This window comes from Cereibacter sphaeroides 2.4.1 (assembly GCF_000012905.2).
In the GTDB taxonomy this organism is placed as follows: domain Bacteria; phylum Pseudomonadota; class Alphaproteobacteria; order Rhodobacterales; family Rhodobacteraceae; genus Cereibacter_A; species Cereibacter_A sphaeroides.
Genome location: NC_007493.2, coordinates 1,444,144 through 1,463,577, shown reverse-complemented (window position 1 = coordinate 1,463,577; position 19,434 = coordinate 1,444,144). Strand labels below are relative to the sequence as shown.

The window sequence follows — 19,434 nt, the reverse complement described above, 5'->3', positions numbered from 1 at the left end:
CTCTTCGGCGAGGCTCCTTGCCCTCTGCGGTGGCGCCGCCGGGACGGACGGTCCTGTGCTTGAGCTTCTGCCGCGAAGGCGGGGGGCTGTCTGCCCCCCGGGGCCCGGCCCTGCGGCCGGTCTCCCCCCGAGGATATTTGGGCAGAGTGAAGGAGCTGTTCTGCGCGTGGGCAGGAACGGGTCGGCGGTGTGGGGAGCCCGCGCCCGGAGATGCCCTGCCGGCGCGCGATCATGGCGATCCTGATCTCGCCCATGATCGTGCCGATCATCATCACCGCCACGGGTCTCTTCTTCTTCTATCTTCGGACCGCGAACGGCGCACGGGGGAGCCATTCGGCGGACGGCTTGTCCTTCGTCTGTGCGCGGTCGCGAGGCAGGCAGGCGGCGATGGCTGTCGGCCGCAGCCGTCTTCGGGGGGCGCGGCCGTCAGTCGGCCGCGGCGGCGGGCTCGAGATGGGTGATGCCCACGGCGGCTGCCCGGGCGAGGCCGGGGTCGAGCGACATCGGAATATATTCTCCCCGCCGCCAGAGCTCGCCCAGATTGTCGTAGAAGCGCGAGAGCGGGTGACCCGACTGGCCGGTCGAGGTGATGAAGACCGACGAATCCGGGTCGGCGAAATCATAGACGCCGCGATAGCCCGCGCCCGCCACATTCTCGTCGGGGTTGGGCCCCGTGCCGCGCGTCACGCCCCGCATCAGCGTCTGGTCGCCGCCCGAGGTGGATTGGCGGATGTTCACAAAATAGCGCAGCACCGGCACCTGACCCAGCGTCGGGTGGTCGTGGGTGGCCTGATGCGCATCGCCCCAGCGCCAGCTTTCGACATTCGGGCCCCAGTCCTCGGTCAGCCGCACCAGCGCATCGTCGAGCGCCATGCGCGCGATGTCGGTGCAGCTCTCGGTGGCGGCGGACTGGATGATGTCGCACCAGACCGAGGCGCCGCCCGTGTTGCGGTAGACGCGCTCGACGAAATCGGGCTGCAGATGGTCGAACTCGTCGGCGAGCGGGCCCAGCTCGTCGCGGATCAGCCGGTCCTGCAGCGCCCGCATCCAGGCCATGTAGATCAGCGGTTCGGGCAGATGCTCGTTCATCTCGCCGTTCCATTCCGCAAGCAGCGCCAGCGCCCGCTGCCGCAGCCGTTCGGGCGTGCCCTCGGGCGCGGCCTCGCCGGTGAACCACAGATCCGCCGCCACGAGCGGCAGGAGGTTCCGCGCCGTGGGCGAGACCGTGTCGAGCTGCGCTTCGATGAAGCTCTCGCGGGTATGGACCTCGCGGCTCTTCATCAGCGCGAGCCAGCGCTGGATGCGCTGCGTGTCGCCCCAGTCGAAAGAGACATGGAGCGGGAAGGGGCGATCCACCGTCTTGTTGTTGGTATTGCCGAGGATGCCCGTCTCGGGGGTCACAACACGCGGGTTCTCCTCATAGGGGAAGGTGCCCTGCCAGCGGTTCCCGGCGATCCAGCCGGGCGAGGGCATCCGCCCCTTCGACTGGTGCGCGGGATCGCGGCGGGGCATCGCCCCCACGGTCTGCAGCGCCACCCCCTGCGTGTCCGCGAGCATGAGGTTCTGCGCCGGCGCCACGAAGAGGCGCCCCGCCTCGATCGCCTCGTCGATGCTCGCGGCCTTCATCAGCCGAACGGCCGCGCTCATCGACGTGTCCGCGGGGGAGAGTGCCGTCCAGGACAGCGAGGCCACATGGCCGGGGGGCGTGATGGCGGCGAGATCGTAGTGGGTGCCCGGCAGGACGGGGCCGTTGTCGGTCCAGCGCAGGGTGATGGTGATCGGGCGCGCGTCCTTCACCTTGATGATCGAGCGGCGGGTCTCGAACCGCTTCCAGCCGTCGGGCGTGCGATATTCCTCGTGGTTCTCGGGGTTCACCTCCTCGATATGGATGTCCTGATCGTCGAGGTAGGCCGAGGTCAGGGCCCAGCCGAGCCGGTTCGACCGGCCGAGGAGCACTGCGGGCACGCCGGGCAGGGTCGCGCCGATCACGCCTCCCAAGGAAAGCTGCAGCCGGGCCAGATACCAGATCGAGGGGGCGGTGAAGCCCAGATGCGGGTCGTTGGCCAGAAGCGATCCGCCCGCAGCCGAGCGCGAGGGGGCCGCGGCCCAGGCGTTCGAGGCGCCGGAAAGGCTCTTCGTGTGGAAGGGCGAGAGCGGATCCTCGACATGCTCGGCCTTGCGCAGCGCCGGGAAAGGTCCCGGCACGAGGCTCGCGTAGGACGGCAGGGCGATCACGCCCGCCCCCGGCACATCGGGCAGGAGGTCCGCCACCCTTGCGTCGGGCAAGAGCAGCGAGGCCCGGGCCCGCAGCACCTCGGATTGCAGGTGCGACGAGAGCTGAAGCGCCATCAGCTTGATGAGCGCGATGCTGTCGGCCGGGCGCCAGACCGCGATCTCGTTCGAGAAGAGGAAGAACTCCGGCGCCCCCCGCCCGCGGGCGTCGGCATTCACCTCCGCGATCCAGGCGTTGACGCCGCGGGCATAGGCCTCGAGCGCCGCGCGCGTCTCGGGATCCTGCGCCTCGACAGAGCTCTGGGCGAGCCCGTAGAGGTCGTAGCGGCGCATGAGCTCGTCGATCTTCAGCGTCCGCTCGCCGAACACTTCCGACAGCCGCCCCTGCGCCGTGCGCCGCATCGTGACCATCTGCCAGAGCCGGTCCTGCGCATGGGCGAAGCCCAGCGCGAAATAGACATCCTCGTCGGTCTTGCCGAAGATATGGGGCACGTTGGCATCGTTGCGCACGATCTCGACCGGGCCCGAGAGGCCCTCGATGCGGAAGCTCTCGTTATAGTCGGGCAGCGAGCGCGACAGGAAATAGTAGCCGATCAGCGTGGCCACGAGCGCGAGCACCACGAGGCCGGTGAAGATGCGCAGGAGCCAGCGGAAGACGACGATCATGGGGCCCGTCCTTGACGCGAGAGGTCGGAATGGTTCCTAGTCGATCCGTGACATGACGGCAATCGGGAGGAAGATCATGGCCAAGTTGGCATTTCTGGGACTGGGGGTCATGGGCTTCCCGATGGCGGGGCATCTCGCGGCCAAGGGGCACGAGGTGACGGTCTACAATCGCAGCCCCGCCAAGGCCGAGGCCTGGGCCGCGCAGCATGGCGGACGCGCGGCCGCCACGCCGGCCGAGGCCGCCGAGGGTGCCGCATTCGTGATGGCCTGCGTGGGCAACGACGACGATCTGCGCTCGATCTGCCGCGGCGAGAGCGGCGCTTTCGCGGGCATGGAGCGGGGCGCGATCTTCGTCGACCACACCACCGTCTCGGCGCAGGTCACGCGCGAGCTTGCGGCCGAGGCGGACGGGCTCGGTCTGGGCTTCGTCGATGCGCCGGTCTCGGGCGGGCAGGCGGGGGCCGAGAACGGCGTCCTGTCGATCATGTGCGGCGGCTCGGAGGCGCATTATGCCGCGGCCGAGCCGGTGATGGCGGCCTATGCCCGGGTCTGCCGCAGGCTCGGCGAGAGCGGCTCGGGCCAGATCGCCAAGATGATGAACCAGATCTGCATCGCGGGGCTGGTGCAGGGGCTGGCCGAGGCGCTGGCCTTCGGCGAGAAGGCGGGCATGGACGGCAAGGCCGTGGTCGAGGTCATCAGCCAGGGCGCCGCGGGCAGCTGGCAGATGGCGAACCGGCATGGCTCGATGCTCGACGGCAAGTTCGACTACGGATTTGCGGTGGACTGGATGCGCAAGGATCTGGGCATCTGCCTCCGGACCGCCGACGAGGTGGGGGCAAGCCTGCCGGTAACGGCGCTCGTGGACCAGTTCTACAAGGAGGTCCAGCAGATGGGCGGCGGGCGCTGGGACACCTCCGCGCTCATCAAGCGCCTCACGCGCTGAGGCTGCCGCCCGCGATCCGCAAAGGGAAAGCCCCCGGCGCCTGCGCCTTTGCCGCTGCGTCGGGCGGTCCTTCCTCTGCTCCCGCAAGGGCGACGACCGCGCGGACCGGCTCCCTTGGCGCCCCAAGGCCCGGCAGGCGCACATGGAAAGGGCCCCGGGAGCGGCTCCCGGGGCCCGGATCGCGAAAGATGGCCCGTTCAGGGGATGATGCGCGAATATTTCACGCCGCCCAGCGTCGCTCCGGCGATCAGGCCGGACTGGCCGAAGACCAGCGCCACGACGGGCTGGATCTCGGTCGTTTCCTTGCCGAGGCTCGCGCCCTGATCGGGCGTGGCGTAGCGCACGTCCGCGCCCACCGCCCAGCCGGTGCCGGCGCGGAAGTCGGCCAGCGCCTGCTCGGTCATGAAGAAGAGCGCATGGGCATATTGCTGCGCGCCGATCTGGAAGCCGATGGTGGCGCGGGTGGCCGAGTAATAGTCCACCGTGATGTCGTTGATGCGGAGCGCGCCGCGGCCGTAGGCGCCGCCCACGCCGAAGCCCGCCTCGGTCACGAGCGGCATGTAGAGCACGCCCCTGGCATCGCGGGCGAGGTCGCGCGTGCCGGGGTAGCGATTGAAGAGATAGTCGCGCGTGGCATCCACCCGCGCATCGATCACCGCCGCATTGTTGTTGCCGACGCCGTTGGCACAGCCTGCCACGAGCGCCAGCGCCGCGCCGGCGGTGCCGAGAAAAGCCCGTCTCGAATAATCAGCCATGGAAACCCTCATTCCGCCTCAAGTCCCTGGGGCGGGGATCTTCGTCCCCTGACGGACACTTATATCGCGTTCTTCGCCCTTTGTCAGCCCGAAGCGTCCCGGCCGCGGCAGCCCGGTGCCGATGCGTCAGCCCATGCCGTTCAGAAGCCGTGCCGCCTCGGGGGCGAAATAGGTGAGGATGCCGTCGCAGCCCGCGCGCTTGAAGCAGAGCAGGCTCTCCATCATCGCGGCCTCGCCCTTGATCCAGCCGCGGTCGGCCGCGCCCCGGATCATCGCATATTCGCCCGAGACCTGATAGGCGTAGGTCGGCACGCCGAAAGCGTCCTTCACCCGCCGGCAGATGTCGAGATAGGGCATCCCGGGCTTCACCATCACCATGTCAGCGCCCTCGCGCAGGTCGCGCTCGATCAGCCGCAGCGCCTCGTCCGAGTTGCCGGGATCCATCTGGTAGGTCTTCTTGTCGCCCTTGAGCGCGCCCGAGGCGCCCACTGCATCGCGGAACGGGCCGTAGAAGGCCGAGGCATATTTCGCCGAATAGGAGAGGATCGCCACATCCTTGTGGCCCGCCGCCTCGAGCGCGGTCCGCATTGCGCCGATGCGGCCGTCCATCATGTCCGACGGCCCGAGGATGTCCGCGCCCGCCTCGGCCTGCGCCAGCGCCATCCGGACCAGCGCCTCGACCGTCTCGTCGTTCAGGATGATCCCGTCGCGCACCAGCCCGTCATGGCCGTTGGCATTGTAGGGATCGAGCGCCACATCGGTCATGACGGCCAGCTCGGGCACCGCGGCCTTGATGGCGCGGATCGCCCGGTTGGCGAGGTTGCAGGGGTTCCAGGCCTCCTCGCAGAGCTCGGTCTTCAAGGACGGATCGGTGTAGGGAAAGAGGCAGACCGCCGGGATGCCTAGGCTTGCGGCTTCTTCGGCCGCGGCCACGATCCGGTCGACCGAGCGGCGCACGACGCCCGGCATGGAGTGGATCGGCTCTTCGATATTCTCCCCGTCACGCACGAACAGCGGCCAGATCAGATCGCCCGTGGTCAGCGTATATTCCTGCGTGAGCCGGCGCAGCGCGTCGGTGCGGCGGGTGCGGCGGAAGCGGGCATGGGGATAGGCGGCTTGGATCGGGCGCATGGCTGTCCTCGGGAACGTCACGGGCACGCGGTGCCCGTGCTTGGAAATTTCCTTGTGCCTGCCATGGAAAGACCCCCATCTCAAGGGTACGAATGCCGCAAGGGCGGTATGCAGGATCGTCCGGGCAGGAGGGCAGGCCGCAGGTGGATTTCTACGTCCGTATTTCCGAGGTGATCGATTTCCGTTCCTTCTCGAACCTCTGGTTCTGGATCGCGCTGGCGGTGATGTGGTCGACCGCGAGCCACTGGGTGATGGGCGTGCCCTGGGATCTGGTGCAGCGGGCGCGCCGGCAGGGTGGGCGCGCGGGCGAGGATGTCCATCAGCTGGCCTGCATCTATGCAGGCCGCCTCCGCCACATCGGCGAGGCCGCGGGTCTCTGGGTCGTGGCACTGGCCTCGTTCCTGCTGACCGCGCTGGGGATCCTCGGCTTCCGCTACGGGCTCGAATTCGCGCAGGCGCTGTTCTGCCTCGGCTTTCCCATGATGCTCGTGGCCGGCATGAGCCACCGCACCGCGCTCCGGATCGAGGATCTGGCGGGGCCGGACCTTTACCACGCGCTCTCCTGGCATCGGCGGCAGGTGCAGGGGCTGGGGGTGGTCGCGATCTTCTTCACTGCCCTCTGGGGGATGTATCAGAACCTGCGCATCGGCGCGCTCTGACGGCCCCGGGAGCCGCCGTGCAGCAACGCAGCACGCAGGCCGTTGACGCGGCGGCGCGCCCTGTTAAGTGAGCCTCATGCAGAACGGAACGCGGATCTTCCTCGGCGGTGCGCCCGAGGGCTACGATGCCCGGCTGGTCGCGAAAGAGCTCGACCGCGGTGCCCCTGTCATTCACGTCGCGCGCGACGACAAGCGGCTCGAGGCCATGCGCACGGCGCTGGCCGTCATGGCGCCGCGCGCCGTGGTGCTGGAGCTTCCGGCCTGGGACTGCCTGCCCTACGACCGGGTCTCGCCCAACCCCGAGATCTCGGCGCGGCGGATGGCGACGCTCGCCGCCCTGGCGCACGGGATGCCGGGGGCCTTCGTCCTGCTGACCACGCTCAATGCCGCGACCCAGCGCATTCCCGCGCGCGAGGTGCTGCGGGCGGCCTCCTTCTCGGCCCGCGTGGGCGACCGGGTGGATGAGGGACGCCTTAGGTCCTATCTCGCCCGCATGGGATTCTCGCTCACCGACACGGTGACGGAGCCCGGCGACTATGCGATCCGCGGCGGCATCGTCGACATCTATCCGCCGGGTGTGGCGGGGCCGGTGCGGCTCGATTTCTTCGGCGACGTGCTGGACGGAGCGCGCCGCTTCGACCCCGAGACCCAGCGCACGGTCGAGAAGCTCGACCTCGTGGAGCTGGCCCCGGTGTCGGAGGTGATGCTGGACGAGGGTGCCTTTACCCGCTTCCGCCAGAACTATCGGATCGAGTTCGGCGCGGCGGGGACGGACGACCCGCTCTACGAGGCCGTGTCGGCAGGCCGCAAGCATCAGGGGATGGAGCACTGGCTGCCCTTCTTCCACGCGCGGCTCGAGACGCTCTTCGACTATCTGCCCGAGGCGAGCGTGATGCTCGACGATCAGGTGACGCCGGCGCGGATCTCGCGCTGGGAGGGGATCGCCGACCAGTATGACGCGCGGCGCGAGGCGATGACGGCGAAGGGCCGGCTCGACACGGTCTACAAGCCCGCCGCGCCGGATCTCCTCTATCTCGACGAAGCCGCATGGGAGGCGGCCGTGGCCGGGCACCGGGTGATCCAGCTTTCGCCGCTGGCCCAGAGCCCCGGTCCGGGCGTCCTCGATGCGGGCGGGCGGATGGGGCGCAGCTTCGCGCCCGAGCGTCAGGCCGAAAACATCAGCCTGTTCGGGGCGTTGGTCGATCATGTTCGCAGCTTGCGCGAGGATCGGCAGGTCGTGATCGCCAGCTGGTCCGAGGGCGCGCGCGAACGGCTGAAGGGGCTTCTCGAGGAAGCCGGCCTGCAGGGCACGAAGCTCGCGCAGGACATCCGCGACGTGCCCGAGGCACGCGGCGGCACGCATCTGATGGTCTGGGCGCTGGAGCAGGGCTTCACCGCGCCGGGGCTCGCCGTGATCTCGGAACAGGATGTGCTGGGCGACCGGCTGATCTCGAAGCCGAAGAAGCGCCGGAAGGCCGAGAACTTCCTGCGCGAGCACGACACGCTGACGCCCGGCGATCTCGTCGTCCATGTCGAGCATGGCGTGGGCCGCTACATGGGCCTCGAGACGCTGCGGGTGCCGCAGCCGCCCTCGAACAAGCCGGGGCCGCCGCACGATTACCTGCATCTCGTCTATGCCGAGGACGCGAAGCTCTACCTGCCGGTCGAGAATATCGAGCTTCTGAGCCGCTACGGGCACGAAGAGGGGCTGCTCGACAAGCTGGGCGGCGGGGCGTGGCAGGCCAAGAAGGCGCGCCTCAAGGAGCGGATCCGCGAGATTGCCGAGCGGCTCATGCGGATCGCGGCCGAGCGGCACCTGCGCCATGCGCCGATCCTCGAGGCGCCGCATTCGCTGTGGGAGGCCTTTTCGGCCCGCTTCCCCTATCAGGAGACGGACGACCAGCTGTCGGCCATCGCGGATGTGGTGAAGGACCTCGAATCCGGCAGCCCGATGGACCGGCTCGTGGTGGGCGATGTGGGCTTCGGCAAGACCGAGGTCGCGATGCGGGCGGCCTTCGTGGCGGCATTGGCGGGCATGCAGGTGGCCGTCATCTGCCCGACCACGCTTCTCGCCCGTCAGCATTTCCGCAGCTTTGCCGAGCGCTTCCGCGGCTTTCCGATGAAAGTGCATCAACTGTCGCGCTTCGTCTCGGCCAGGGAGGCGGCCGAGACGCGGTCGGGCCTCGCCGACGGCACGGTGGATATCTGCATCGGCACCCATGCGCTTCTGGCCAAGGGCGTGAAGCTGAAGAACCTCGGGCTCCTCATCATCGACGAGGAGCAGCATTTCGGCGTGTCGCACAAGGAGCGGCTGAAGGAGATGCGCTCCGAGGTCCATGTGCTGACGCTGACCGCGACGCCCATCCCGCGGACGCTGCAACTGTCGCTGACCGGCGTGCGCGATCTGTCGATCATCGCGACGCCGCCCGTGGACCGGCTCGCCATCCGCACCTACGTCTCGGAATTCGATACTGTGACGATCCGCGAGGCGCTCCTGCGCGAGCGGTATCGGGGCGGGCAGAGCTTCTTCGTCGTCCCGCGGCTCTCGGATCTGCCCGACATGGAGGCCTTCCTGCGCGACCATGTGCCCGAGGTCTCCTATGTGGTGGCGCACGGCCAGCTGGCGGCGGGCGAGCTCGACGAGCGGATGAATGCCTTCTACGATGGCAAGTTCGACGTGCTTCTGGCCACGACCATCGTAGAGTCGGGCCTCGACATCCCGACCGCCAACACGATGATCGTCCATCGCGCCGACATGTTCGGCCTGAGCCAGCTCTATCAGATCCGCGGCCGGGTGGGCCGGGCCAAGACGCGGGCCTATTGCTATCTCACGACGAAGCCGCGCGCGCCTCTCACCCCGCAGGCGATCAAGCGGCTGCGGCTGCTCGCCTCCCTCGACAGTCTCGGCGCGGGCTTCAATCTCGCCTCGCACGACCTCGACCTGCGCGGCGCGGGCAACCTCCTCGGCGAGGAACAGTCGGGTCATATCAAGGAGGTGGGCTACGAGCTTTACCAGCAGATGCTGGAGGAGACGATCCAGAAGATCCGCTCGGGCGAGCTGCAGGGCCTGAGCGAGCCCGACGAGCAATGGGCGCCGCAGATCAACCTCGGCGTCCCCGTGCTGATCCCCGAGGAGTTCGTGCCCGATCTCGACGTGCGGCTCGGGCTTTACCGCAGGCTCTCGGGTCTCACGACCAAGGTCGAGCTCGAAGGGTTCGCGGCCGAGCTGATCGACCGGTTCGGCCCGCTGCCGCGCGAGGTCAACACGCTTCTCCTCGTGGTGCGCATCAAGGCCATGTGCAAGCGCGCGGGCATCTCGCGGCTCGAAACCGGCCCGCGCGGGGCGACGGTGCAGTTCCACAACGACAAGTTCGCCAATCCGGCGGGCCTTGTGGATTTCATCAAGGCGCAGGGCGAGACGGCGCGGGTGAAGGACAACAAGATCGTGCTTGCGCGCGACTGGAAGACCGAAGGCGAACGGATCAAGGGCGCCTTCGCCATCGCCCGCGATCTGGCCGAGAAGGTGGTGAAGCCTGAGAAGACCCCCGCCAAGGTCGCTCGACCGGCGGGCTAGCCGAAGGCAGGGGACGGGGTCCGTCTCCCTGCGGGAGGACACAGGAGGCCCGTCCGGCGGGCAGGTGACTGCGGGGCAGGGTTGAGGCCGGCATCGGCCACCCCGTCGCGGGACAGGGGTCGCCCCCCGGCAAGTCGAGCGAAGGCAGGAACCATTGCGCAGCGGGAGAGCGGTCGCAGCCAGGCCTACCCGGGTCGCGCCTTCGGCCTGCAGACGGAAAACGACAGGGATGGCCCGGAGGCCATCCCTGCGTGGCAGGCTATCAGTTCCGGGGCAGCGAGCGGATCAGCAGGTAGCCCAGTCCCGCAAAGCAGGCCACGCCCAGCATGAGCGGCAGGGGCGTCCCGTCGAAGGCGAGACCCAGTGGCGCGGCGAGGCAGACCGCGAGAACCGTCGCGATCGAGCCGATGACCGACGCCGCCATGCCCGCGATATGGCCGACAGGCTCCATCGCCAGCGCATTGAGGTTGCCGAGCGTCAGGCCCGCGGTGAAGAACACCCCCGTCGTCCAGGCCACATAGGCCGGGAAGGCCAGCGCCGCCGGCCAGAGGTCGGCCACGTTCATCCCCCACATGCCGAGCGAGACGAGGAACTGCACGCCGAGCGCGACCGTCACGAGGAAGCGCATCCCGAGCCGCATGACGAGGGCCGCGTTCACGAGGCTCGCGCTGCCCGCCATGAGGGCGATGGCCGCAAACCAGAGCGGGAAGCTCTCGGCCCGGCCCCAGGTCGTGTCGAAGACCTGCTGGGTCGAGGAGAGCGTGCCGAAGAGCGCGCCGAAGACCAGCGTCTGCACCCCGATGGCGGTGAGGATCACCCGGTGCGAGAGCACCTCGCGGAAGGCCGAGACCAGCCCCTCGGTCGAGAAGGGGCGGCGCGCCTCGGGCGGGAGCGTCTCAGGCTGGCGCAGCGAGACCCAGAGGATCGACACGGCCGAAAAGCCGAGGAACGACAGGAAGATGCCGCGCCAGCCCAGGGCCTCGATCACGACCGTGCCGAGGAGCGGCGCCACCGCCGGCACCAGCGTGAAGATCAGCATGGCAAAGCTCATGATCCGCGCCATCTCGCGCCCGCGGTAGAGGTCGCGGACGAGCGCCAGCGACACGACCCGCGGAGCCGCAGCGCCGAGCCCGCCCGCCACGCGGGCCAGCAGCATGAACTCGAGCGTGGGGGCCGCCCAGGCGCAGAGCGCGGCGAGGCAATAGAGCACGGCGCCGCCCATGATGACCTTCTTGCGCCCGAACCGGTCCGAGAGCGGGCCTGCGAAGATGGTGCCGATCCCCATGCCGAGGACGAAGCTCGTGAGGATCAGCTGCGCGCGGTTCGGCGCGTCCGGGCTCAGCTCGGCCGCGATCTGGGGCAGGGCGGGCAGCATGGAATCGATGGAAAAGGCCACGGTCGCGAAGAGCATCGCGATCATGCCGACGAATTCGGGCTTCGAGAGCCGCCCGCTCTCGGGGGAGCCTGCGAGGGAAGTCATGCGTCGGATCCCTTCGCTGCGGCCAGTTCGTCGATCACCTGCTGCCAGAGCTCGACCGGCTGCGCGCCGGGCACCACATGGCGGCGGGCAACGAGGAAGGTGGGCACCGCCCGCACGCCCTTGGCGCGCGCATCCGCATCCCGCGCGGCCAGATCCTCGCGGTCGGCATCCGAGGAGAGCAGCCGGAGCGTCAGCGCCCGGTCCATGCCGCAGCGCCCGGCGATGTCGGCCAGCACCTCGGGCACGCCGATGTCGAGCCCCTCGCGGAAATAGCCGCGGAAGAGGGCGGAGACCACCGCCGCCTGCCGCCCCTCGAGCCCGGCCCAATGGATCAGCCGGTGCGCGTCGAGCGTGTTGGGCGTGCGTTCGATCGCGGAGAAGTCGATCTCGAGCCCCGCCGCCTCGGCCGCGGCCTGCACCTGGGCATAGACCTCGACCGCGGCCTGACGCCCGCCGAACTTGGTTTCGAGGTAGCTGCGCCGGTCCATCCCTTCGGGGGGCATGTCGGGATTGAGCTGGAACGGGTGCCATTCGATGAGGAACGGATGGTCGGGGCGCGTCTCGAGCGCGCGGTCCAGATGCGCCTTGCCGATGTAGCACCAGGGGCAGACGGGATCCGAGAAAATGTCGAGGCGGATCATGGCCGCTCCTTTGGAAATCCTGCGTTGGGGGGTGGGCCGCGGCGGTCATCCCGGGACGGGAGCCCTGCGGCGATGCGCCACCTCGTGCTACGCCTGCCTGTCGGGCGATGCAAGCGGGGGCGCCTCACGCCCTCTTGATCTTGCCTGACGGCTCTCTATGTGCGAATGAACGTTCATTCGCCAGCCGCACGAGGCCTCATGCCCGACAGCTCTGCCCCCGTTCCGCGCGGCGACGAGATCCTCGATCAGATCCGCGGCACCTTCGCCGAGAAGGGGTTCGACGGCGCCTCGATGCAGGATCTGGCCCGCGCCGCGGGCATGAGCGTCGGCAACTTCTACCGCTACTTTCCCTCGAAGGCCGCCATCGTCGAGGCGATCGTGCGGCGCGATCTCGAAGGCGTCGAGCGTGACTTCGCCGCCGTGGTCTCGTCCGACGATCCGATGGCGCGGCTGCGCGAGATCCTGCGCTACCGGATCGAGGTGGAGCTCTGCGAGGAGGATGCGCCGCTCTGGGCCGAGATCACCGCCATGGCGCACCGCAACCCCGAGATCGCCGGCATCTGCGAGCGCATGGAGACGGAGATCCGCCGGGCCTTCCTCGGGATCTTCGCCCGCGTGACGGGGCAACCTCCGGCCGAGGCCGAGGCGCGCTTTGCAGCCCATGCCGCCTTCCTCGTGATGCTGGTGCGGGCCTGGGCGCTCGACTGGCCGCAGAAGCGGGCCGGGGCGGTCGAACTGAAATCCCTTCTGCTGCGCAGCATCGACGCCACCCTCGACGAGGTGGCACGGTGCGAGGCGCAGGGTGCTTCGAAAGCGAGAGGTCTGCCATGCGGCGCGTGATGACGATTGCCCTTCTTGCCGGTCTGATGCCCTGGGCGAGCCCCGCGCAGGAGGCCGCCACCCCGGCCGCAGGTGCTCAGGCCCTGCCCGCCATCACGGTCTCGACCGTCGTGCGCCGGCCGATGCGCGACCGGGTGATCGCCTCGGGGCTGATCGGCGCGGTCGAGCTGGTGCAGGTCCAACCGCTGATCGAGGGCCAGCCCATCGAGACGCTCGAGGCCGACGTGGGCGATACCGTGGCCGAGGGGCAGGTGCTGGCGCGCCTGTCGGTCTCGACGCTCGAACTGCAGAAGAGCCAGTTCACCGCCTCGCTCGCCTCGGCGCGCGCCACCATCGCCCAGGCCGAGGCGCAGGTGCTCGAGGCCAAGGCCTCCGCCGACGAGGCCGAGCGGGTGAACCGGCGCACCGCGCAGCTGCGCCAGCAGGGTGCGGCCTCGCAGGCGGCGGCCGATACGGCGCAGGCCGCGTCGGTCTCGGCCAACGCCCGCGTGATGGTCGCGCGCCAGACGCTCGAGGCCGCGCGGGCGCAGGTGGCGCTGGCCGAGGCGCAGCTGGCCAATATCGAGCTGCAATTGAACCGCACGTCGGTGGTGGCGCCGGTGGCGGGCGAGATCGTCTCGCGCACGGCCAAGGTCGGCGCCATCGCCTCGGCGCAGGGCGAGCCCATGTTCACGCTGCTGCGCGACGGGCAGCTCGAGCTCTTCGCCGATGTGGCCGAGCAGGATCTGCTGCGGCTCAGGCCCGGGCAGAAGGTGCTGATCCGCACGCTCGGCACGGCCGAGCCGCTCGAAGGGACGGTCCGGCTGGTCGAGCCCACCATCGACACCGCCACCCGCCTCGGCCGTGCGCGCATCGCCATAGGCCAGATGGAGGCCGTGCGCTCGGGCATGTTCGCCGAGGCCGAGATCCTCGTGAGCGAGCGCGACGCGCTGGCGGTGCCGGTGACGGCGGTCAGCGGCGGCGCCGACGGTGCGACGGTCCTGCGCGTGCGTCAGGGCGGCGAGGTGGAGCGGACGCCCGTCACCACGGGCATCCGCGACCGCGGCATGGTCGAGATCGTCGAGGGCCTGTTCTCGAACGACCTCGTGGTGACGAAGGCCGGCGCCTTCGTGCGCCCCGGAGACCGGGTGAACCCGGTCCCCGCCGAACCCGTCAACTGAGGCGCCCGCGATGAACTTCTCCGCCTGGTCGATCCGCAATCCGGTCGCGCCGCTCCTCGGCTTCGTCCTGCTGATGGTGCTGGGCTGGCAGGCCTTCAACACGCTGCCCATCACGCGCTTTCCGAACATCGACGTGCCGCTGGTGGCGGTGACGGTCGATCAGGCCGGCGCCGCGCCCGCCGAAATGGAGACGCAGGTCACCAAGGAGATCGAGGATGCCGTGGCGGGCGTCACCGGGGTGAAGAACATCACCTCGACCGTGGTGGACGGCCGCTCGACCACCGTCGTCGAGTTCCGCATGGAGGTGCCCACCGAAAAGGCGGTGCAGGACACGAAGGACGCCATCGACCAGATCCGCGGCGACCTGCCGGGCGGGATCGAGGCCCCCATCGTGACGCGCATCGATGTCGAGGGGCAGGCGATCATGACCTTCGCCGTCTCCTCGCCGAACATGACCATCGAGGAACTGTCCTGGTTCGTGGACGACACGATCACCCGCGCGCTTCAGGGCAAGCCCGGCATCGGCCGGGTGGACCGCTACGGCGGGGCCGAGCGCGAGATCCGGGTGGAGCTCGATCCGGTGAAGCTCGACAGTTTCGGCATCACCGCGCCGCAGGTGAACACGCAGCTCCGCGCGACGAATGCCAATCTCGGCTCGGGCCGGGCCGAGCTCGGGCAGGGCGAGCAGGCGATCCGCGTGCTGGGCGATGCGGCGACGGCCGGGCGGCTCGCCGCCACGACCATCGCGCTGCCCTCGGGGCGCTTCGTGCGGCTCTCGGATCTGGGCGAGGTGGTGGACAGCTACGAGGAGCTGCGCTCCTTCTCGCGCTTCAACGGCGAGCCGGTGGTGACCTTCGCGGTCTTCCGCGCCAAGGGCGCGAGCGAAGTCTCGGTGGCCGAGACCGTGAATGCGGTGCTGGCCGATCTCGCGCGGGCGCATCCCGAGGTTCGCGCCGAACTGGTGGACGACACGGTCTTCTACACCTACGGCAATTACGAGGCGGCGCTCCACACGCTTCTCGAGGGGGCGCTTCTGGCCACGCTCGTGGTTCTGGCCTTCCTGCGGAACTGGCGCGCGACCTTCATCGCGGCGGTGGCGCTGCCGCTCTCGGCGGTGCCGACCTTCTGGGTGATGGACCTCCTGGGCTTCTCTCTCAACCTCGTGAGCTTCCTCGCCATCACGCTCGCCACGGGCATCCTCGTCGACGATGCCATCGTCGAGATCGAGAACATCGCGCGCCACATCCGGATGGGCAAGTCGCCCTACCGCGCGGCCATCGACGCGGCCGACGAGATCGGCATGGCGGTGATCGCCACGTCGCTCACCATCGTCGCGGTCTTCGTGCCGGTCTCGTTCATGCCCGGGATTCCGGGGCAATATTTCGCCCAGTTCGGCCTGACCGTCGCCATTTCGGTGCTCTTCTCGCTGCTCGTGGCGCGGCTCATCACGCCGATGATGGCGGCCTATCTCATGCGCTCGAAGGATGCCGACGAGAAGTCGCACGGCGACGGCTTCATCATGCGCGGCTATCTGGGCCTCGTGCGCCAGACCCTGCGCTTCCGCTATCTCACGCTTCTCGCGGCCATCGGGGTCTTCGCTGTGTCCATGTTCTTCATGCTGCGCATTCCGGGCAGCTTCATCCCGCCCGAGGACGTGAGCCGCATCCCCCTCAGCGTGGAGCTCGCCCCTGGCAGCTCGCTCGACGAGACCGACCGGACGACGCAGGCGATCCTCGAGCGGATCCGCGACGTGGAGGGGGTGGAGAATGTCTTCGTGCTGGGCGGCGCCTCGCCCACAGGCGAGCGCGACATTCGCCGCGCCGCGGTGACGGTGCTGCTCGAGAAGCTCGACCACCGGCTCAGCTACCGCATCGTGACGCTGGCCGGGCGGCTGCCGCTCGTGGGGCCGTTCCTGCCGCAGATGACGCCCGAGGGCCGCGTCCGGCCGCAGAACGAGATCGAGGCCGAGATCTTTGCGCGGATCGCCGACGTGCCCGACGCGCGCGCCTTCAAGCTGAACGACCGGGGCGAGCGCGACCTGAGCTTCTCGATCCTCTCGAGCAGCGAGGCCGACCTGAACACCGCGGTGGCGCGGCTCGAATCCGCGCTCAGGGGCGATCCGCTGCTGGCCGATGTGGCGTCGGAGGGCGCGCTGCCGCGGCCCGAATTGCAGATCACGCCGCGGGGCGACGAGGCGGCCCGGCTGGGCGTGACCACGGCGCAGATCGCCGAGATCGTGCGGGTGGCGACCATCGGCGATATCGACGCGAGCCTCGCCAAGGTCTCGCTCGACGGGCGCCAGATCCCGGTGCGGGTGCAGCTCGCGACGGCGGCGCGGGGCGATCTGGCGCGCATCGCGGCGCTGAAGATCACCACCGCCTCGGGCGCGCAGGTGCCGCTCTCGGCCGTGGCCGATATCCGCATCGCCGAAGGTCCGAGCGTCGTCGACCGGCTGAACCGCGAGCGGCGCGCGACCATCGGGGCGAACCTGCCCGTCGGCGTGGCGCTCGGCACCGCCTCGGCGCGCTTCAAGGAGATCACCGAAAGCGTCGAGCTGCCGCCCACCGTCCGCATTCAGGAAGCGGGCGACGCCGAGGTCCAGCAGGAGCTGATGACGAGCTTCGGCAATGCGATGATCCTCGGGCTCATGCTGGTGCTGACCGTGCTGATCCTGCTGTTCCGCTCGGTGCTCCAGCCCTTCACCATCCTCTTCTCGCTGCCGCTGGCCATCGGCGGCGTCGCCGCGGCGCTGATCCTGACGGGCTCGGCGCTCTCGATGCCGGTGCTAATCGGGATCCTGATGCTGATGGGGATCGTGACCAAGAACGCGATCCTGCTCGTGGATTTCGCGGTCGAGATGCGGGCGCGGGGGATGGACCGGTTCTCGGCGATTCTCGAGGCCGGGCACAAGCGGGCCCGCCCCATCGTCATGACCTCGATCGCCATGTCGGCGGGCATGCTGCCCTCGGCTCTCGGCGTGGGCGAGGGCGGGCCGTTCCGGGCGCCGATGGCGACCGCCGTGATCGGCGGCATCATCGTCTCAACGGTGCTGAGCCTCGTGATCGTGCCGTCCTTCTTCCTGATCATGGACGATCTCTCGCGGCTCTTCGCCCGGCTCTTCCGCGGGATCTCGGGCGCACGGGAAGAGGAGGTACCGCAGCCCACGCCCGAGGAGCTGGCCGAGCGCCTGACCGCGCGGGAGGCCGATCTGGCAGCACTTCAGGCCCGGGTGGCCGAGCTCGAACAGGCGCCGAAGCGGATGTTCGTGGCGCAATGAGATCCGCCCGCCCTGCGGAAGGGCCGGGCGGATCCTCTGTTCCTGTCAGGAGGAAGGCCGGGCGTCGGCCTTGGGTCAGTAGCCGGGGCCCATCACCCAGTTGCCGACGCGGTTCGCGCCGCCCGTGATGTCCTGTCCCACGCCTGCCACCGTGTTGCAGCCCTGAAGGGCGGCCGCGACGACCGCCAGAACCACCAGTTTCTTCATCTTCGTCCGCTCGCTCTCACTTTTCTTGCCACCAGACGTCCGGCAGGAAGCCCGGCCAGTCGCCATAGATGGGTGTTTTTGCCGGATAGCGCAGGTGCCTGTCGTGCGCCAGCCGGGAGACCCGAGAATACCACATCGGAATGACATATCTACCGGCCGTCAGGACCCGGTCGAGCGCCCTCACGGAGGCTTGAAACTCCTCGGCATCGTCGGTGGCCAGCATGTGCCGGATCACGGCCTCGGCGGCGGGGCTCTCCATCCCCATCAGGTTGCGCGAGCCGGGCAGATCCTTGTCCTCGGCCGACCAGTAGAGGAGCTGCTCGTTGCCGGGCGAGAGGGTGAGCGAGCGCAGGAAGCTCGTCATGTCGAAATCCTGATTGTCGACCCGCTGCTTGAACTGCGCCGGATCGACGGTCGTGATGCGGGCCGAGATCCCGAGCCGTGTCAGTGCCTGTCGGTAGATGATCGAAGCCGCGATCATCGCATCCGCGCCCTGCGGCAGCAGGATCTCGAAGGCGAAGGGGGTGCCGCCCGGGCCTTCGAGCATCCCGTCCTCGATCCGCCAGCCGGCCTCCGAGAGAAGTCGGGCGGCCTTGCGGAGGTTGCCGCGGTTCGAGGCGCCGTGCGTCGCGGGCAGGGCATAGCCGTCGAGCGTGCCGGGCAGGAGATCGGCCGCAAAGGGCTCGAGCAGCGCCCGCTCGCGCCCCGTGGCAGGCGCCCCCGCCTCCATCCCGAGCGCGGAGTTCGAGAAGTAGGAGGCGATCCGCGGCTCGGCGCCGCCGGTCAGCGTGCGGTTGATGAGGTCGAAGTCGAAGGCCAAGAGCATCGCCTCGCGCACGCGCCAGTCCGCGAAAAGGGCGCGGCGCGTGTTCATCACCAGCCCCTCCATTCCGGACGGGCGGCCATGCGGGATCTCGGACTTGACCATCGCGCCGCTCTGCACGGCCGGGAACCCGTAGTGGGTGGCCCAGCGGGCGGCGCTCGTCTCGCGATAGACCGAGAGGGCGCCGGCCTTGAACGCCTCGAAGGCCACGCTTGCATCGCCGAAATACTCGACCACCACCTCGTCGAGATTGTGCAGGCCGCGGTTGAAGGGCAGGTCGCGCCCCCACCAGTCAGGGTTCCGGCGGTAGCGCAGCACCCGGCCCGGCTCGAAGCTCTCGAGGATGTAGGGCCCCGAGCCGATCGGCGCCTCGAAGCCCGAGGAGCCGAAGTCGCGGCCCTCCCACTGCGCCTTCTTCAGGATCGGGCGCAGACCCAACACCAGCGGCAGTTCGCGGTCCTGCTCGGAGAAGGTGAAGCGGACCGAACGCGGGCCTGTTTGCTCGGCGCTCGCGATCTTCTGCCACGCGCCCCAGTAGCGCGGCATCCCTTTCGTGCCGAGAATCTCGAACGACCAGAGCACATCCCCGACCGTCACGGGCGTGCCGTCCGAGAACCGCGCGCCCTCGCGCAGCGTGAATTCGACCCAGGTCCGGGCAGGGTCCGTCTCGACCGATTCGGCCAGAAGCCCGTAGAGCGTGAAGGGCTCGTCGAGCGACCGGCCGAGCAGCGTCTCGACCGTCAGCGGCGCGAGCGAATAGGGGGCGCGGCCCTTAACTATGTAGGGGTTGAGGGAATCGAATCCGCCCGTCTCGCCCAGCACGATCCGGCCGCCCTTCGGCGCGTCGGGATTTGCATATGGCAGAGACACAAAATCCGGTGGAAGCGCCGGTTCGCCATACATAGCTATGCCGTGCCGGGGTTCGGCGGCCAGCGTCGTGCCCAGAACGGCAAGCCCGAGAGCCAGCGCGGCGCCCCTCAGGCGGGACCGGAATTCCTGTATCATTCGGGCAACAGCTCCTCGGTGGCCGATCCGCAGGGGGCCAG

General features: G+C 69.3%; 13 protein-coding genes and 1 pseudogene. 7 read left to right on the top strand and 7 right to left on the bottom strand.

Features of this window, described 5'->3' with window-relative positions; translation table 11 throughout:
* Positions 1 to 192: 192 nt before the first annotated feature.
* A pseudogene (locus RSP_RS22420) lies at positions 193 to 300 on the top strand (ABC transporter permease); the annotation flags it as partial.
* Positions 301 to 426: 126 nt separating this feature from the next.
* Here the strand turns inward: RSP_RS22420 and RSP_RS07120 are convergent.
* Positions 427 to 2,898 (bottom strand): penicillin acylase family protein, encoded by a 2,472-nt coding sequence (locus tag RSP_RS07120; protein WP_011337759.1) that lies wholly within the window; start codon positions 2,896 to 2,898, stop codon positions 427 to 429.
* A gap of 76 nt (positions 2,899 to 2,974) precedes the next feature.
* On the opposite strand from RSP_RS07120, the gene RSP_RS07115 reads away from it, so the two are divergent.
* Entirely contained in the window at positions 2,975 to 3,841 is an 867-nt protein-coding gene (locus tag RSP_RS07115) for an NAD(P)-dependent oxidoreductase (RefSeq protein WP_017140207.1), read from the top strand.
* Positions 3,842 to 4,038: 197 nt separating this feature from the next.
* Here the strand turns inward: RSP_RS07115 and RSP_RS07110 are convergent, their stop codons facing one another.
* A complete protein-coding gene (locus RSP_RS07110; RefSeq protein ID WP_002719958.1) occupies positions 4,039 to 4,596 on the bottom strand; it encodes a lipid-binding SYLF domain-containing protein in 558 nt (185 codons plus the stop codon).
* 126 nt (positions 4,597 to 4,722) lie between these two features.
* Positions 4,723 to 5,727: a porphobilinogen synthase gene (hemB, locus tag RSP_RS07105; protein ID WP_002719957.1), complete on the bottom strand. Its 1,005-nt coding sequence runs from the start codon at positions 5,725 to 5,727 to the stop codon at positions 4,723 to 4,725.
* Between the two features lie 143 nt (positions 5,728 to 5,870).
* Between hemB and RSP_RS07100 the strand changes: the two genes are divergently transcribed.
* Positions 5,871 to 6,386 carry a hypothetical protein gene (locus RSP_RS07100; protein WP_011337756.1) on the top strand — a complete coding sequence of 172 codons (516 nt, stop codon included), beginning with the start codon at positions 5,871 to 5,873 and terminating at the stop codon, positions 6,384 to 6,386.
* 76 nt (positions 6,387 to 6,462) lie between these two features.
* A complete protein-coding gene (mfd, locus tag RSP_RS07095; RefSeq protein WP_011337755.1) occupies positions 6,463 to 9,960 on the top strand; it encodes a transcription-repair coupling factor in 3,498 nt (1,165 codons plus the stop codon).
* Between the two features lie 262 nt (positions 9,961 to 10,222).
* On the opposite strand, the gene RSP_RS07090 is transcribed toward mfd, so the two are convergent.
* Positions 10,223 to 11,440 carry a multidrug effflux MFS transporter gene (locus tag RSP_RS07090; protein WP_009562193.1) on the bottom strand — a complete coding sequence of 406 codons (1,218 nt, stop codon included), beginning with the start codon at positions 11,438 to 11,440 and terminating at the stop codon, positions 10,223 to 10,225.
* The gene (locus RSP_RS07085) at positions 11,437 to 12,081 is read right to left on the bottom strand and encodes a DsbA family oxidoreductase (protein ID WP_011337754.1); all 645 of its coding nucleotides are present in this window, start codon (positions 12,079 to 12,081) and stop codon (positions 11,437 to 11,439) included. Before RSP_RS07085 ends, RSP_RS07090 begins: the two co-directional genes overlap by 4 nt.
* Positions 12,082 to 12,279: 198 nt before the next feature.
* Between RSP_RS07085 and RSP_RS07080 the strand changes: the two genes are divergently transcribed.
* Genes RSP_RS07080 through RSP_RS07070 form a run of 3 tightly spaced genes read left to right on the top strand, consistent with a single transcriptional unit; the run spans position 12,280 to position 17,358 of the window.
* Complete coding sequence (locus tag RSP_RS07080) at positions 12,280 to 12,921, top strand: TetR/AcrR family transcriptional regulator (RefSeq protein ID WP_011337753.1); 642 nt, start codon at positions 12,280 to 12,282, stop codon at positions 12,919 to 12,921.
* Entirely contained in the window at positions 12,909 to 14,081 is a 1,173-nt protein-coding gene (locus RSP_RS07075) for an efflux RND transporter periplasmic adaptor subunit (protein WP_017140205.1), read from the top strand. The genes RSP_RS07080 and RSP_RS07075 overlap by 13 nt, the downstream gene beginning before the upstream one ends.
* A 10-nt stretch (positions 14,082 to 14,091) precedes the next feature.
* Entirely contained in the window at positions 14,092 to 17,358 is a 3,267-nt protein-coding gene (locus RSP_RS07070) for an efflux RND transporter permease subunit (RefSeq protein WP_011337751.1), read from the top strand.
* A 75-nt stretch (positions 17,359 to 17,433) separates the two neighbouring features.
* Here the strand turns inward: RSP_RS07070 and RSP_RS07065 are convergent, their stop codons facing one another.
* Positions 17,434 to 17,565 carry an entericidin gene (locus tag RSP_RS07065; protein WP_002719949.1) on the bottom strand — a complete coding sequence of 44 codons (132 nt, stop codon included), beginning with the start codon at positions 17,563 to 17,565 and terminating at the stop codon, positions 17,434 to 17,436.
* A 16-nt stretch (positions 17,566 to 17,581) separates the two neighbouring features.
* Positions 17,582 to 19,393 carry an extracellular solute-binding protein gene (locus RSP_RS07060; protein ID WP_011337750.1) on the bottom strand — a complete coding sequence of 604 codons (1,812 nt, stop codon included), beginning with the start codon at positions 19,391 to 19,393 and terminating at the stop codon, positions 17,582 to 17,584.
* Positions 19,394 to 19,434: the final 41 nt, after the last annotated feature.